This window comes from Vibrio sp. HB236076, from assembly GCF_040957575.1.
In the GTDB taxonomy this organism is placed as follows: Bacteria; Pseudomonadota; Gammaproteobacteria; order Enterobacterales; family Vibrionaceae; genus Vibrio.
On record NZ_CP162601.1, the window covers coordinates 2,759,188 to 2,774,796 of the forward strand.

15 protein-coding genes are annotated in these 15,609 nt (G+C 46.9%); 11 read left to right on the forward strand and 4 right to left on the reverse strand.

Annotated elements, in window-relative coordinates; genetic code table 11:
* Positions 1 to 20: 20 nt before the first annotated feature.
* Genes AB0763_RS12140 through AB0763_RS12155 form a run of 4 tightly spaced genes read left to right on the forward strand, consistent with a single transcriptional unit; the run spans position 21 to position 3,842 of the window.
* On the forward strand, positions 21 to 1,514 hold the full coding sequence (locus tag AB0763_RS12140; protein ID WP_306102033.1) for an FGGY-family carbohydrate kinase: 1,494 nt from the start codon (positions 21 to 23) through the stop codon (positions 1,512 to 1,514).
* A complete protein-coding gene (locus AB0763_RS12145) occupies positions 1,507 to 2,151 on the forward strand; it encodes a 3-keto-L-gulonate-6-phosphate decarboxylase UlaD (RefSeq protein ID WP_306102034.1) in 645 nt (214 codons plus the stop codon). The genes AB0763_RS12140 and AB0763_RS12145 overlap by 8 nt, the downstream gene beginning before the upstream one ends.
* A 12-nt stretch (positions 2,152 to 2,163) precedes the next feature.
* On the forward strand, positions 2,164 to 2,925 hold the full coding sequence (locus tag AB0763_RS12150) for an IclR family transcriptional regulator (RefSeq protein WP_306102035.1): 762 nt from the start codon (positions 2,164 to 2,166) through the stop codon (positions 2,923 to 2,925).
* Between the two features lie 44 nt (positions 2,926 to 2,969).
* Positions 2,970 to 3,842, forward strand: a complete 873-nt coding sequence (locus AB0763_RS12155; RefSeq protein ID WP_306102036.1) for an L-ribulose-5-phosphate 3-epimerase — start codon at positions 2,970 to 2,972, stop codon at positions 3,840 to 3,842.
* A gap of 227 nt (positions 3,843 to 4,069) precedes the next feature.
* On the opposite strand, the gene AB0763_RS12160 is transcribed toward AB0763_RS12155, so the two are convergent.
* Positions 4,070 to 4,216, reverse strand: a complete 147-nt coding sequence (locus AB0763_RS12160; protein WP_306102037.1) for a hypothetical protein — start codon at positions 4,214 to 4,216, stop codon at positions 4,070 to 4,072.
* A gap of 431 nt (positions 4,217 to 4,647) precedes the next feature.
* Here AB0763_RS12160 and AB0763_RS12165 point away from each other — a divergent pair, with 431 nt between their 5' ends.
* The 6 genes from AB0763_RS12165 (at position 4,648) to AB0763_RS12190 (ending at position 10,630) form a co-directional block, all read left to right on the forward strand.
* Complete coding sequence (locus tag AB0763_RS12165; protein WP_306102038.1) at positions 4,648 to 6,186, forward strand: sugar ABC transporter ATP-binding protein; 1,539 nt, start codon at positions 4,648 to 4,650, stop codon at positions 6,184 to 6,186.
* Positions 6,173 to 7,210, forward strand: coding sequence for an ABC transporter permease (locus tag AB0763_RS12170; RefSeq protein WP_306102039.1), 1,038 nt, complete (start codon positions 6,173 to 6,175; stop codon positions 7,208 to 7,210). Before AB0763_RS12165 ends, AB0763_RS12170 begins: the two co-directional genes overlap by 14 nt.
* Positions 7,210 to 8,328: a substrate-binding domain-containing protein gene (locus tag AB0763_RS12175; RefSeq protein ID WP_306102040.1), complete on the forward strand. Its 1,119-nt coding sequence runs from the start codon at positions 7,210 to 7,212 to the stop codon at positions 8,326 to 8,328. The genes AB0763_RS12170 and AB0763_RS12175 overlap by 1 nt, the downstream gene beginning before the upstream one ends.
* Before the next feature lie 9 nt (positions 8,329 to 8,337).
* Positions 8,338 to 9,243, forward strand: a complete 906-nt coding sequence (locus AB0763_RS12180) for an SMP-30/gluconolactonase/LRE family protein (protein WP_306102041.1) — start codon at positions 8,338 to 8,340, stop codon at positions 9,241 to 9,243.
* A gap of 42 nt (positions 9,244 to 9,285) precedes the next feature.
* Positions 9,286 to 9,783 carry a YhcH/YjgK/YiaL family protein gene (locus tag AB0763_RS12185; RefSeq protein ID WP_306102042.1) on the forward strand — a complete coding sequence of 166 codons (498 nt, stop codon included), beginning with the start codon at positions 9,286 to 9,288 and terminating at the stop codon, positions 9,781 to 9,783.
* A gap of 94 nt (positions 9,784 to 9,877) precedes the next feature.
* Positions 9,878 to 10,630, forward strand: a complete 753-nt coding sequence (locus AB0763_RS12190; RefSeq protein WP_306102043.1) for an IclR family transcriptional regulator — start codon at positions 9,878 to 9,880, stop codon at positions 10,628 to 10,630.
* A gap of 198 nt (positions 10,631 to 10,828) precedes the next feature.
* Here the strand turns inward: AB0763_RS12190 and groL are convergent, their stop codons facing one another.
* Both groL and AB0763_RS12200 read right to left on the reverse strand, forming a co-directional pair.
* Entirely contained in the window at positions 10,829 to 12,475 is a 1,647-nt protein-coding gene (groL, locus tag AB0763_RS12195; RefSeq protein ID WP_306102044.1) for a chaperonin GroEL, read from the reverse strand.
* 68 nt (positions 12,476 to 12,543) lie between these two features.
* Positions 12,544 to 12,834 carry a co-chaperone GroES gene (locus AB0763_RS12200; protein WP_306102045.1) on the reverse strand — a complete coding sequence of 97 codons (291 nt, stop codon included), beginning with the start codon at positions 12,832 to 12,834 and terminating at the stop codon, positions 12,544 to 12,546.
* 204 nt (positions 12,835 to 13,038) lie between these two features.
* Between AB0763_RS12200 and AB0763_RS12205 the strand changes: the two genes are divergently transcribed.
* Positions 13,039 to 14,382: an MATE family efflux transporter gene (locus AB0763_RS12205; RefSeq protein ID WP_306102046.1), complete on the forward strand. Its 1,344-nt coding sequence runs from the start codon at positions 13,039 to 13,041 to the stop codon at positions 14,380 to 14,382.
* A gap of 82 nt (positions 14,383 to 14,464) precedes the next feature.
* On the opposite strand, the gene pfkA is transcribed toward AB0763_RS12205, so the two are convergent.
* Positions 14,465 to 15,427: a 6-phosphofructokinase gene (gene pfkA / locus AB0763_RS12210; protein WP_306102047.1), complete on the reverse strand. Its 963-nt coding sequence runs from the start codon at positions 15,425 to 15,427 to the stop codon at positions 14,465 to 14,467.
* Between the last annotated feature and the right edge of the window lie 182 nt (positions 15,428 to 15,609).

The window sequence follows — 15,609 nt, forward strand, 5'->3', positions numbered from 1 at the left end:
TGAGACAAAAGGATAAACACATGAACTATTACATTGGTATTGACTCCGGTGGCACCTACATGAAAGCCGCTTTGTTTGATGCACAAGGTCAATTGCAAACACTGGCTCGTCGACCAGCCCAAGTGATTAACCAACAACAAGGTTGGGTTGAGCGAGACCTCGACAGTTTATGGCAAGACACCGCGCTCGTGTTACAAGACTTAATGGCACAAACGTCGATCCCGGCAGAACAAATCAAAGGCATCAGTATTTCTGCCCAAGGTAAGGGAGTATATTTGCTCGACAAGCAGCGACAAAACTTAGGCCATGGCATCATGTCCTCAGACAGCCGCTCCCTTGCCATCGTCAAAGATTGGTTGGCAAAAGGCGTACATCAAAGCGCTTATCCCTTGTCCAAACAAACCCTGTGGACCGGCCACCCGGTGTCGATTTTACGCTGGATAAAAGAAAATCAGCCAGAGCGTTACAACAAGATTGGCGCGGTTCTCATGGCTCATGATTACCTCAGATTTCGCTTAACCGGTGAGATCCACGCCGAAGTCACCAATATGTCGGAAAGTCACTGCTATCACAGTCAGCGCCAAGACTACGATGACGAGTTACTCGCCCTGTTTGGACTTGAAGAACTGCGAGAGGCGCTGCCTCCCCTTATCGAGCCACACCAGCAAGCCGGCAAGCTAACAGAACAAGCGGCGCAAGAGACGGGATTATCGGTGGGCACGCCGGTGTTTGGCGGCTTATTTGATGTGGTGTCGACGGCCTTGTGCTCCGGTATTACTCCTTCGCACTCACAATTTAATGTGGTGATGGGCACTTGGTCGGTGATTTCAGCTATTCACGACCATATTCCTGATACCGATTACCCCTTTGTGTATGGGCAATACGCCAATCAAGGTCAGTATATTCTTCATGAAGCCAGTCCGACCTCTGCCAGCAACTACCAATGGTTTGCCGATCTCATGACCCCAGATGGTCAATGGGATCACCAGAGCAATCAGCAAGCCGTTGAAGGCCTGCAACCTGCTGGCAGTGACCTGTTGTTTGTGCCTTTTTTATTTGGATCAAACCAAGGCTTAGGGATCAAAGCCGGCTTTTATGGCCTACAATCTCACCACTCTCATGCCCACATGATTCAAGCCATTTGGGAAGGGATTATTTTTGCGCTCTGTGTGCATTTAGACCGCTTGCGCACTGGCTTTCCCAACACCGACGAGCTCATCGTAACCGGTGGGCCAACCGCTAACCCAGTATGGATGCAAATGCTCGCCGATATCACCAACATGAAGGTCACAACCACAGGTATTGAAGAAGCTGGCGCACTCGGCGCGGCCATGGTGGCCATGGTCGGTGCCGGTGAATACTCAGATTATTCCCAATGCCGGCAGTACTGGCACAGCGAAGAACAGCACTTCACCCCGCGCGCTAAATATCGCCAAGCGTATCAAGACAAATACCAACAATACAGCCAACTCGTTGGTCTATTCGCACAATTTGAGGCAAGCAAGCATGACTAAACCGCTATTACAAGTCGCACTCGATATTGAAGATACTCAGCAAGCGATCGAGCAACTCAATTTCATCGCAGACCAAGTCGACATCATTGAAGTCGGCACCATCCTCGCGGTCTCACAAGGGTTAAATGCGGTGCGAGCTATTCGCCGCCACTTTCCCCATCACCTGATTGTGTTTGATGTCAAAATTACCGATGCCAGTCGCATGTTAGCGCAAATGGCCTTTCGCGCCGGGGCAAACTGGATTACCGTCAGTGCCGCTGCCCATATCGAAACCATTCGCGCGGCGCAAAGTGTCGCCAAAGAGCACAATGGCGAAGTACAGATTGAACTCTATGGCCATTGGACTTGGCAAGACGTTCAACAATGGAAAGCGATGGGGATTGAACAGGTCATTTACCACCGTTCTCGAGATGCTGAGTTAGCCGGTCTCGATTGGAGCCAAGCCGATCTCGATTGCCTAGAGAGATTGAGAAGTTACGGTATGCAAGTCTCCATTACTGGTGGTATTACCCCAGATTCATTAAGCTTATTTAAACATTTAGACGTAAAAGCGTTCATTGCCGGGCGGGCGTTACTCGCCGACGATGGCCTTCGTCATGCCGACGCTTTTCACCACAATATCCAATTACATTGGTAAGGTAAAACCACGATGAGTGAGACAATCAAATCATTATCCAAAGCACTCGAGGTTCTTGAATGCTTGAGTTTATTCCCCAATGGCACGTCGTTACAGACTATCAGCCAGAAATCGGGACATAACAAATCGTCTGTTCATCGCATTCTTTCTACGTTTGAAGAAATGGGCTACGTGAGCCAAGTTGGCATGAGTAAAGACTATCGACTCACAACAAAACTGGTCCAAATCGGCTACAGCGCCATGCATTCTGATGTAACGGGGATTGTAAAACCTCATCTCAATCAATTGCTCAGCAATATTGATGAAACCGTGAATTTTCTCTCTTTTGACGCAGACCATATTATTTTCAAAGACAAGCTAGAGCCCGCTAATGCCACCTTTCGCACTCGAACCTATATCGGTCTCTCGTCCCCGATGTACTGCTCTGCGGCAGGAAAATGCTATTTAGCGTTTAGTAGCGATGAAGTAAGACAAGCGTATTGGCAACGCAACTCAAGTACAATGAAACCCTTAACCAATAATACCATCTTAGAAAAAGACGCTTTTTTTGCTCATTTAGACGAGATAAAACAACGCGGTTACGCCATTGACGACGAAGAAAATGAAATTGGGATTTCCTGTGTTGCCGTGCCGATTCTAGACCGGCAACACAACCCTGTTTACGCGATTAGCATTTCTTCCCTCACCCCGCGGATCCGAAATTATGGCTTTGAACACTTAGCCAATTTAATTCAACAAACCACTAAACAAATAGAAGAGAGTATCAACGGCTGATGTCCGTCCTATCTCTTCAATATGGTTAATAAAAGGGACATACCATGTACACAACTCCAACCAAACCGCGTTTAGGCATGTACGAAAAAGCCATGCCCGATGATTTTACTTGGCAACAACGTTTTGAAACCGCCGCCGAAATGGGCTTTGATTTTATCGAAATCTCTGTTGATGAAAGTGAACACCGAAGTGCAAGGCTAGACTGGAGTGATGAAGACATTTATGCCTTGCGTCGACTCTCTGAACAGTATGGCATGCCAATACAATCGCTTTGTCTCAGCCTGCATCGCGCTTACCCTTTCGGCTCTGCCGATCCGAATAAGCGAGAAAAAGCGCTCGAGATCATGAAAAAAGCCATTGCCTTTGCCTATAAACTCGGCGTTCGTTGTATCCAGTTAGCTGGTTATGATGTGTATTATGAACCATCGACAGCAGACAGCCATCGTCATTTTGTGGCGGGGATGAAAGCCAGTGCGGCACTGGCAGAGCAGGCTGGGCTATTATTAGCTGTCGAGATCATGGAAACGCCCTACCTCAACTCCCTCAGCAAATTCGAGATCATCAAGCGCGAGGTGCCTTCGCCATTCTTTATGGCTTACCCCGATGTCGGCAATATTTCAGCCTGGCATTACGATGTTCCGACCGAGCTTAAATTAAGCCAACATCACGTAGTGCAAATTCACCTCAAGGATACGTTAAAAACGCGCGGCGATCAGCCGGGCCAATATCGCGACCTCGTTATTGGTGAAGGCGAAGTGGATTTCCCCAATATTTTTTCAGCATTGGCGGACATCCAATACCGCGGCCCCTTGGTGATAGAGATGTGGGCCAACGACGATAAAAATTGGAAAGAAAATTTGGTGATCGCCAAACAAAGAATTCATCAATTTGCCCAACAAAGTCATTTTGAACTTTAATCGCGGCACTGCGTGATTAAAAGCTATGATGACAGTCACTCTAGTCTTGGGTGTGTCGGTGATTTTTAAAGCACATAAATAAAATCAGCAAACTTCAGTCAACACTGATATTTAGAAGCTCAACCCCAAAGATTGCTTCTCTTAGCAACGAATGCCTCCGTTCGTTGCTTTTTTTGCTTAGATAAGCAAAAACATATTGGCTAAGAACAAGTAAAAAGACCCAGCTTTTAAACCCAAGCTGAAGCCATAAAGAACGCCACTACTGCCATCAAACCGGTAAACTTCACAAAGAACCACGCTTCAGAAGCCAGTGTTGATTTCTTTTCACTCATGGCACTCATTTCGTTAGTTTTCTTAAAAACTGTAGTATTCATACACTTAATCTCACACATTATTTCAACTGACTTAATTATACTTAATCAACGTGATATTGGTCAAACTTTAACCGTAAAAAAATTACATATTTTGTATTTTATATACGCATTATCTCATCAAAGAACATCGTCATTTTTCCTCTGCTTTAGCGATTTTCTCCTCCTGCCTAACACTCTTTCATCCACCTTATTCACCTTTCTCTTTCTCCTTCTATTTCTCACTTATCCAATATGACTACCGACTTAGCATTGTTACATCTTATTAACAATAATTAACAATTTTATAGAAAATACGATCTTGGTCACTTTTTAATCTCCACATTGCTCTTACTATTATATGGAATTAAACAATAAATAATTCCACATTATGGAATTTGATAATGAATAGTCTTTTTCTATTTCCCCAATAACGCATACACAACGAGGACACGATGGAATGGATTAATAGCGCAGAAAACAGCTTGCTATCGATAGAAGATCTCACCACGCGTTTTTTCAATTTTGTGGCCTTAGACCGAGCTTCTTTTCACCTTCATAAAGGGCGTTGCGTGGCTTTGTTAGGAGAGAACGGTGCGGGCAAATCCACTTTGATAAAAACGTTGGCAGGTATCCATAAAAAAACCTCGGGGACACTGACCTTTAAAGGTCGAGAAATCAACAATGCGCCCGACTTAAACCGCAGCGGACATACTCCTATTGCCTTTATCCACCAAGATTTGGGATTGATAGAATGGATGACGGTTGCAGAAAATATTGGCCTCACCCTCGGTTACCCCAAACGCTTTGGCATTATTGATTGGAAAAAAGCCGAGCAAAAAGCGCAATCCGTACTCGACTTAGTCGGACTCGAAGTCAAACCCAATGAACGTATTTTCAACTTATCTGCGGCTGAAAAATCTCTGTTGGCGATTGCTCGCGCCTTGGATGCGAACGCCGAAGTTTTGGTATTGGATGAACCGACAGCAACACTTGTCGCCAGTGATGTAGAGAAAATGTTTCAAGTGCTGCATCACCTAAAAGCTCAAGGCGTTGGCCTTATCTATGTTTCGCATCGTCTCGATGAAATCCATGAGATATGTGACGATGTGGTCGTGCTCAGAGATGGGCAACTGGTCGGCTCTGGAGAGGTCAAAGATTACACACTCGATGATCTTGTGACGTTAATCGTCGGCAGCAAAAAACAAATGGATGTGCGCACTCCACTCAATCCAGAGCAACCCATTCAGCTTGACGTTCGCTCTCTGCAGATCGGTAATCTACCGCCTTTTTCAATGACCTTACGCCGTGGAGAGTTAGTCGCTTTAGTTGGCCTGCGCAATGCCGGTCAAGAAGCCATTGGTCAAGCTTTGTTTGGCCGTATTCACCACCACAGCGGCGACGTTTATGTCACTGGAAAAAAAGCCAATCTTTCTACGCCGGCCTCAAGCATCAGAAGTGGCATTGCGATGGTCGCTGCCGATCGAGTCAAGGAGAGCCTTTGTCCTGCGATGAGCGCTACCGAGAACCTCAACTTAAACCCTACCAATTTGTCTCGCCACGAGCTGAGTAAACTCGACCACCATCAAGAGAGAGAAACAATGTATCAGGCGATAGAGCACTATGATATTCGCCCAAAAGACCCCGACATGCCGATCAGCTCGATGAGCGGAGGCAATCAGCAAAAAGTGATTCTTGCCCGCTGGTTTAACTTAAACAAACCAATATTAATTCTCGATAACCCAACTGCAGGAGTCGATATCGGTGCCCGAGCAGAAATTTATCGCATCATGCAACAGGCCATCTTAAACGGCCTCTCTGTCATTGTAATTTCCAGTGACTTTGAAGAAGTTGTGAATATTGCTAATCGAGCCTTAGTTTTTAACCGTGGTCAAATGGTCAAAGAGCTAACCCATCAAGACGTCTCGGTTGCCAACCTATTGAAATACGCCTCAGGTTCTAAAACAGAAGGAGTTCCCCATGGCATCGTCTAATATCAAATCTACCGCTCTCGAAACCGAATTGCACTTCTCTATGGGGATGGGCAATTTTATTACTCAAGTGGCGATGCGCTACGGATTACTCATCCTAACTTTGGCTTTGATCGTCCTCTTTGGTCTCACCACCGACACTTTCTTCTCGATGTTGACTTTACAAGCCATTCTGAGTGAGAAAAGCGTGGTAGCGATTCTCGCCCTGGCTGCTATGGTCACCATGATCACCGGAAAAATGAATTTAAACGTCGGCTTTGGAGTGACCTTTTGGCATGTTTTTGTCATCACGTTACAACAGCGCTATGGGTTTTCATGGGAAATGGCAGCATTAACCGTTGTGTTGTGCGGTTGCCTCTATGGTGCCATTAATGGGGCCTTGGTCGCTCTAGCTGATATTGATTCCTTTGTGGCCACACTTGGTACTGGGACCGTAATTTATGCCATTTCTCTTTGGCATACCGATGGTCGACAAATTGTCGGCGCCTTACCGGAGAGCTTTTATTTATTCAGCGGTGCGGAAATAATGAGTCTGCCCATCGTCGTATTTTACTTAATGGCCATAACTTTACTGCTATGGATCATCAGTGAGTACACCTCGCTTGGTCGCAAACTTTACGCCGTCGGGGCTAATCCCACCACAGCAACGCTCAATGGAATCAACACTAAAGCGTGTTATATCGGCTCTTACATCGTCTCTGATGGGTTAATTGCCTTTGCCAGTGTGTTACTCGCATCTCATATCGGTATTGGTTCTTCTTCTGTCGGACAAGATTATATGCTCCCCGCGCTGGTCGGTGCTTTTTTAGGGTCTACCACTTTTCGAGCTGGTCGCGTCAACGTTTGGGGCACATTAATTGGAGTCGCGTTAGTCAGTGTCGGTATTTCTGGCTTACAGCAACTCGGCACTCCTTTCTTTGTTGAACCCCTTTTTAACGGCGCCATTTTACTGATTGCCATTACCCTCGCCGGCTTCAGTCAAAAGCGCAAACAAACCGCAACAAAAAATAACGTGAAGGTGAACTAATGAAAACAACAATAAAAGATCTGACACTCGGTATCAGTCTATCGCTAACCACATATGGCTGGGCTGATGATAGCGCCGACTATTTAAACATGGCGAAGAAAATTGTTGCTGAGGCTTCTTCAAGCTCACAGCAGACTTTTTCTCTCCCTGCCGGGCCTAAAGCCGCGAGCGACAAAACCATTATTTTTGTCGCCTCTGATCTTAAAAACAGCGGGGTATTAGGCGTGGCCAATGGCTACCAAGAGGCAGCAAAATCCATCGGATGGAAAACTCGGATACTCGATGGTGCAGGCAGTGTTCCTTCCCAATCCTCCGCTTTGAAACAAGCCATTGCCCTACAACCTGATGGCATCGTGATCGGCGGATTTACCCCCAATACCATGGTGCATAGCTTGCGTAAAGCCAATGAGCTCGGTATCAAATTGATCAGCTGGCACGCCACGCCCGACCCAGGCCCACTGCCGGATTATTATATTGCTGATAATATCACCAGCTCCGCTGATGACGTCGCGAAAGTCTCGGCTATGTATGCCATCGCTCACTCAGAAGGCAAAGCAAACGTGGTGATCCTCACCGACGGGCTCTACAGTATCGCGGTACACAAGGCCGATGTAATGAAGAAATACATCGAGCAATGTGCGGGGTGTTCGGTATTGAGTTACGAAGATACACCACTGGCCAACACCTCGGCCCGTATCCCTCAGTTGACTTACTCACTGGTGCAAAAATACCAAGAGAAATACACCTACACCTTGGCCATTAACGATCTGTACTTCGATTATATGTCGCCGGCATTACGCTCATTAGGCCGACAAGATGACCAACCGCCCTACAATATCTCGGCCGGCGATGGCAGCCAATCCGCCTTTGAGCGCATTCGCAATGGCAACCATCAATCAGCAACGGTTGCTGAGCCACTAAACTTACATGGCTGGCAAATTATCGATGAGTTTAACCGCTTATTTAACGACCAACCCATCAGTGGCTATGTCACTCCTGTTCACCTTGTCACAGCGGATAATATTCACCAAGACGGTGGCGATAACAATGCCTATGACCCAGACAACGGCTATCGCGATTACTATCAAGCCATGTGGAATGGCCAACAACCACAATAAGGAAGTGCTATGTCTTTTGCTCGTGCATTACAATCTGATTTGATCAAGATAAGCGGTGGGCATAGTTGGTGTGAGGGTGCGGCTTGGTTAGCGCACTCTCAACAGTTGGTCTTTTCCGATGTCAAAAAATCCTGCCTCTACCGCTATGATACTCACAGCCAAGAAACGGTATTAATTACCGCGCAATCCAACTACAGCAATGGCAATGTCGCTCTTCAAAATGGTGATCTTGTCTCTTGTGAACACGGTCGCCGTTGCTTATCACTACGCCGTGCAAGTCAACTTGATCAAGCGGCTGTACTGGTTGAAAAGTTTGAAGGAAAGCGCCTCAACTCACCAAATGATGTTGTCGAACGTCATTCTGATGGCACCTTGTGGTTTACTGACCCTCCCTATGGGATCATCAACGACGAGGAGGGCTACAAATCAGAAAGTCAAATTATTGGTTGCTGGGTCTATTGCTTTGATCCTAAAACCGGTCAGCTTCACTTAGCCACAACTGATGTACAACGCCCAAACGGGTTGGCCTTTTCACCGGATGAGTCAACGCTCTATGTGGCCGACATGTCGATTGTGGAATTTCCCGAATGCGGCAGAAAGGAAGTGCGTGCCTACCGAGTGAATCACTACCAGCTCGAGCAGGGCAAGACGCTATTTACTGTCGATAAAGGTATTCCAGACGGCATGACCGTCGACCGTCATGGCCAACTCTATTGCAGTTCATCTGAAGGAATTTTGATTTACAGCCCAGAACAGCAAAGGTTAATTGGTAAAATTCCGGTACCGGAAGTGGTGTCGAACTGTACCTTTGATCACACTCAAACGCGTTTGTTCATCACCGCATCAACCTCTGTCTATGCGATTGATGTCGATATCGATTACATCGCACAGCTATCATTACAACCACAGACTTAAGTATTGGCATCGCTATTACTCTCAACCCCAAAAGGAATTACCATGATCGTTAATCAGTTTAACAACTCAGATAACCTCGCACATGTGTCGCCATTTATCTTAAATATTCTTGAGTCGGTCACTGCTCGCGACCTTGCTTCTATACCTGCAGACCAATACACCATTGATGACTTACCTCTCAGCGATGCCTACTTTGTCGTCATGGATTATCAGACCTGCGCCGAATCTACCTTTGGCCCCGAATTTCACCAGCTATATACCGACGTACAATTCATTCTAAGTGGTGAAGAACGATGTAGTTGGGCCATTCTTTCTGATCAGCAAAAAGTCGAGTTGCTCGAGCGTTACGACTATAACGCGGAGCGCGATATTTGTTTTATTAACCAAGGTGAGGTGCCACTCAACGATTTGATCATGCGCCCGGGAGAATTTTACATCTTACCCCCGAATACCCTACATATGCCCAACTTAAATGTGCATTCAGCAGCAAAAGTCCGTAAAGTAGTCATCAAAATAAAAACGGCTTTGTTGGCAAGGTAAGCTCTCACTTCTTCCATCAACAAAATAGCAACACAGTAAGGTAACCTCTGATTACCTTACTATTTTAACTCTCATCACAGGCGATAAACAGTGTATGCAAGCGGTCAAAAAAACGTTTGATGTCCTTGAGCTCATCGCAATGAGCAAAGAAGGCGTCTCTCTCGACTCTCTTTCTAAGTCCCTTGGCTACCCGAAAGCCACAGCACATCGAATTTGTAAAACACTGATCGATTGTGGTTACTTACGCCAATTATCTTCAGGGCACTATTGTATCTCGGCCAAACTCTTGTCATTGGGCTATGGCGTGGTGCAACACGACCCACTCGCTACAGAAGTCACGCCGATATTACAAGCGCTTGCCGATGAAATGGGCTTTAACGTCAACCTGCAACGACGAGATTTACACACGGTTATTTTGCTAAAGAAAGAAGAGCCTAAACACGCTGTTTTTCATACCAATGCCAGGCCTGGCTTAGTGTCTCCGCTTCACCAAGCGGCCTGTGGCAAGATCATTCTCGCCCATCTTGACGAAAGCCAATGGCAAGAATACTGGGCACTTTATGCCGATAACCCCGACCGTTTTTGTCATTTTAGCGACGGAAAAGTCGACAACATCGACGACTTCTTTCAAGAGAATCGCCGTATCAAACAACAAGGCTGGGCCGTGGATGGCGAAGGAAATGAGTCTGGTATTACCTGCGTTGCAGTACCATTACTGACCGCCAATACCGTGCAATACGCCATCAGTGTCTCCGGATTAACGCCAGAAATTCATCGCTACGGTATGAATAACATTATTGAACGCCTCAACCAACTATCCGCTGATATCGTCAATAAGCACTATTGACGCTAAAGTAAAAAACACAACAAACCACTCGGCTCGAATACAATAGTCAGTTAAGCTCATTCGTAAAAAGCGCGATAGCGGCATTACCAAAATCACGGATAGAATAATACTTAGCTTTCATTATAAAAATAAAAAAGGCGACTGTCGAAACAGTCGCCTTTTTCAGGTTTGAGGGTTAGCTCAAAAGGAGAATGATTTTTACATCATACCGCCCATGCCACCCATACCGCCCATGCCGCCCATATCAGGCATTGCAGGCGCATCTTTTTGTGGAAGCTCACTCACCATCGCTTCAGTGGTGATCATAAGACCAGCAACAGACGCAGCGAATTGAAGCGCTGAACGGGTCACTTTGGTTGGATCTAGGATACCCATTTCAAGCATATCGCCGTATTCACCGGTCGCCGCGTTGTAACCGTAGCTACCTTCGCCTGCTTTCACGTTGTTGGCAACCACTGATTCTTCATCACCTGCGTTCGCGGTGATTTGACGAATCGGCGCTTCCATCGCGCGAAGTGCAACGCGGATACCCACGTTTTGGTCTTCGTTGTCACCCACTAGGTTTGTTACTTTAGACGCTGCGCGGATAAGCGCCACACCACCACCAGCAACAACGCCTTCTTCAACGGCAGCGCGGGTCGCGTGGAGTGCGTCTTCAACGCGGTCTTTCTTCTCTTTCATTTCAACTTCAGTCGCAGCGCCAACTTTAATGACAGCGACACCGCCCGCCAATTTCGCTACGCGCTCTTGAAGTTTTTCTTTGTCGTAATCAGACGTTGCTTCTTCGATTTGTTGACGGATTTGAGCAACGCGACCAGAGATCGCCGCTTCTTCGCCAGTGCCATCGATGATGGTGGTGTTTTCTTTTGTGATAGCAACGCGTTTTGCTTGACCTAGGTCTTCAAGCGTCACTTTTTCAAGCTCTAGACCGATCTCTTCAGAAATTACCGTACCGCCAGTTAAGATCGCGATGTCTTGTAGCATCGCCTTACGACGATCGCCAAAGCCAGGCGCTTTCACAGCTGCCACTTTCACGATGCCACGCATGTTGTTCACAACCAAGGTCGCTAGTGCTTCACCTTCCACATCTTCGGCAATGATCAATAGCGGACGAGACGCTTTAGCTACCGCTTCTAGGGTTGGAAGCAGTTCGCGAATGTTCGAGACTTTTTTGTCAATCAATAGGATGAATGGGTTTTCAAGCTCAACCGCACCCGATTCTTGGTTGTTGATGAAGTACGGAGAGAGGTAACCGCGGTCAAACTGCATACCTTCAACCACATCAAGCTCGTCTTGCAGTGCTTGACCTTCTTCAACGGTGATCACACCGTCGCGGCCCACTTTTTCCATCGCTTCAGCAATGATGTTACCCACGCTGGTGTCTGAGTTTGCTGAAATGGTGCCCACTTGCGCAATGGCTTTGGTGTCTGAACAAGGTACAGACAGGGCTTTCAACTCTTCAACTGCCGCGATAACGGCTTTGTCGATACCGCGCTTAAGGTCCATTGGGTTCATACCCGCCGCAACTGCTTTAAGGCCTTCGTTAACAATCGCTTGCGCCAATACGGTTGCCGTAGTAGTACCGTCACCTGCCGCGTCGTTCGCTTGTGAGGCCACTTCTTTCACCATTTGTGCGCCCATGTTTTGGAACTTGTCTTCCAACTCAATTTCACGCGCCACAGACACACCATCTTTTGTGATGGTTGGTGAACCGAATGATTTGTCTAGTACCACGTTACGACCTTTCGGGCCTAGTGTTACTTTTACGGCGTTAGCAAGAATGTTGACACCTTCAAGCATTTGTACGCGAGCGTCATTACCAAATTTTACGTCTTTTGCAGCCATCTTAATTTTCCTTTCTAAATTCGTTTTTAATCTTTCGTTTTTGAATCAGAACCGAACGCTTTCGACGGTTACTCAACAATTGCCAGAATGTCGTTTTCTGACAAAATCAAAACTTCTTTTCCATCTACTTTCTCAGTTTTTGTGCCGTAGCCTTCTGAGAAAATAACGGTATCACCAACTTTAACGTCCAAAGGCTGTACAGAACCATTTTCTAGAATACGGCCTTTACCTGCAGCAAGAACTACGCCGCGCGTTGACTTTTCAGCGGCAGAGCCTGTGAGTACGATACCACCAGCAGACTTTGACTCAACTTCTTGGCGTTCAACGATTACTCTGTCATGTAATGGACGAATGTTCATCGGTCGTCTCTCCTGATTTTCCATGTTGATTGATAAATGCCCTTATTGGGCTACTGGAAAATATGTTGGGGTCAGTTTGAACAAACCCAAGGGGCAAACCAAAAAAATTTCCCTTTTTTGCTATTTTTTATTGTCGTCATGGATCCTAGGTGTGTTTGCTGTTCTTTTGCGCTATCCTGATTGATTTTTAGCTAAAGGTCACAGATGGTCGACAAACACGGTTTATTGAGTGCCCCAATTGGCGAGACGCTGCGAAAAATGACGCTCCCTATGACCATGGGTATGATCACGATTTTGCTGTTTAACTTTATTGATACCTTTTTTGTCTCACTGCTCGGTACTCACGCGCTGGCCGCCATCAGTTTTACTTTTCCCGTCACTTTCGCCATTAACTGCATCACCATGGGCATGGGCGTCGGATTATCGACTCACATTGGCCGCTCTTTGGGACAACACAAACCGCTCGATGCGGCGCGCTTATCCACCCACGGTTTGCTGCTCGCCATATTGCTGGTTGCCTTAGCCTCAACCCTTGGCTTATTGTCGATCAGACCGCTGTTTCAGGCCCTTGGAGCGAGCGAGGAACTGCTGCCATTAATTGAGCAATACATGACCATCTGGTATGTCACGGTGCCTTTGCTGGTGATCCCAATGGCCGGTGGCAGCGCCATACGCGCCACTGGCGACACCAAAACCCCCGCCAAACTCATGATGCTCTCTGGCCTGGCAAATGGTGTGCTCGACCCTTTATTGATCTTTGGCTATGGCCCTTTTCCGGAACTTGGTATCCAAGGCGCCGCGATCGCCAGTGCCCTCAGTTGGTTTGGTGTGATGCTGGGCATCTTGTTTGTATTACAGAAAAAAAAGCTCATCAAAACGCCTCAGTTGAGTCATTTATTTGATGACTGGCGACACATATTAACCGTCGGCACCCCAGCGGCGTTGTCGAATGCCATGACGCCACTCGCCAGTGGCATCATTATGAAAATGCTGTCAACACACGGGACAGCGGCAGTGGCAGCGTACGGCGCCGCGCAACGAGTAGAGTCTTTACTGCTGATCGTCTTGATGTCGCTGACTTCCGTACTCACCCCTTTTATGGCACAAAATTTTGGCGCCAACCAAGTAAAGCGCAGTTTTGCTGGCCTGTTTTTAAGCATGCGCTTTTCAGTGATCTTTCAAACCTTGCTGTTTGTGATGATGGTGCCTTTGAGCATGCCCATCGCCCATTTATTTGCTCAGGAAGACAGTGTGAGACAATTGGTGTGGCTTTACTTGATTACCGTGCCGATTGCCTATGGATTTCAAGGGGTATTGATGATGCTGATCAGCAGCTTGAACGCTCAGCACAAATCGATCAACGCCTTTGCATGGAGCGTAACGCGATTGTTTGCCTTCGTGTTACCAAGCGCTTGGTGCGGGAGTTATATCGCCGGTGCTTGGGGGATTTTTGCCGGGATAGCCATCGGTAATATCTTGGCCGGTATCGCCGCTTACTTATCGGCGTTGCGCGATCGAAAATACGCGCTTGACCACACGAGCCGTTAAACCAGCACGAAGAGAGTAGAAAACAAGCAAAAAAAGAGCTGCACTCGGCAGCTCTTAGCATGGGTTAGACCACGTTGTCAGATTAAAACAACTCGTCGGCCACTTTGTACAGATCATTGCGCACAGGGCGACGCATGTTTTCAATGGCATCGATAATGTCGTGATGAACAAGCTGCTCTTTGACAATGCCGACACAACGACCGCCATAACCTTCTTTGAGTAGATGAACCGCATAGTTGCCCATGCGAGAGGCCAAGACTCGGTCAAACGCCGTCGGTTTACCACCGCGTTGAATATGGCCTAACACCGTAGCGCGCGTCTCACGACCCGTCGCGGCTTCAATATCTTTAGCCAGTTGATTGGCGTCCATCATAAGCTCGGTCAAGCCGATGATGGCGTGCTTTTTACCCTTGCTGATACCGTCTTGGATGTTTTTGATCAGCTGCTCTTTATTGAGACCCGTTTCTGGTGTGATCACATACTCACAGCCACCAGCAATCGAAGCCATCAAGGTCAAATCACCACAGTGGCGGCCCATGATTTCAACGATAGAAATACGCTGATGCGATGAAGACGTATCGCGCAAACGGTCAATCGCATCCACTACCGTGTTTAAAGCCGTCAGGTAGCCAATGGTGTAGTCAGTACCGGCGATATCGTTATCGATCGTGCCAGGTAAGCCAATACACGGATAGCCCATCTCGGTCAATTTTTTCGCGCCCATGTAAGAGCCGTCACCACCGATCACGACCAATGCATCAATGCCGTGCTTTTTGAGGTTTTCAATCGCCTTTTCACGAACAGCTACTTCTTTAAATTCAGGGAAACGCGCCGAGCCCAAGAAAGTACCACCACGGTTGATCACATCAGAAACACTAGAACGGTCCAGTTTTTTAATACAATCTTTGTATAAGCCGTAGTAACCGTCATATACGCCGTAAACTTCGTATCCTTCCGATAGTGCAGTACGGACTACGCCACGGATTGCAGCGTTCATACCAGGGGCATCGCCACCACTGGTTAACACACCAATCTTTTTAATCATGCTCACCCTCGATTTGGGAAATAACTTAATATGAAATAAATATTAAGCGACAAAAAAACGCCTATTTAGGCCCCTAATGTTACCTGTTGACGCCATGAATACCAATGAAAACTGATAAAAAAGTGTGACTTTTTTCTTGCCGTGAATTATGCCAAGTTCAATGTGACAGTTTATTGATACAT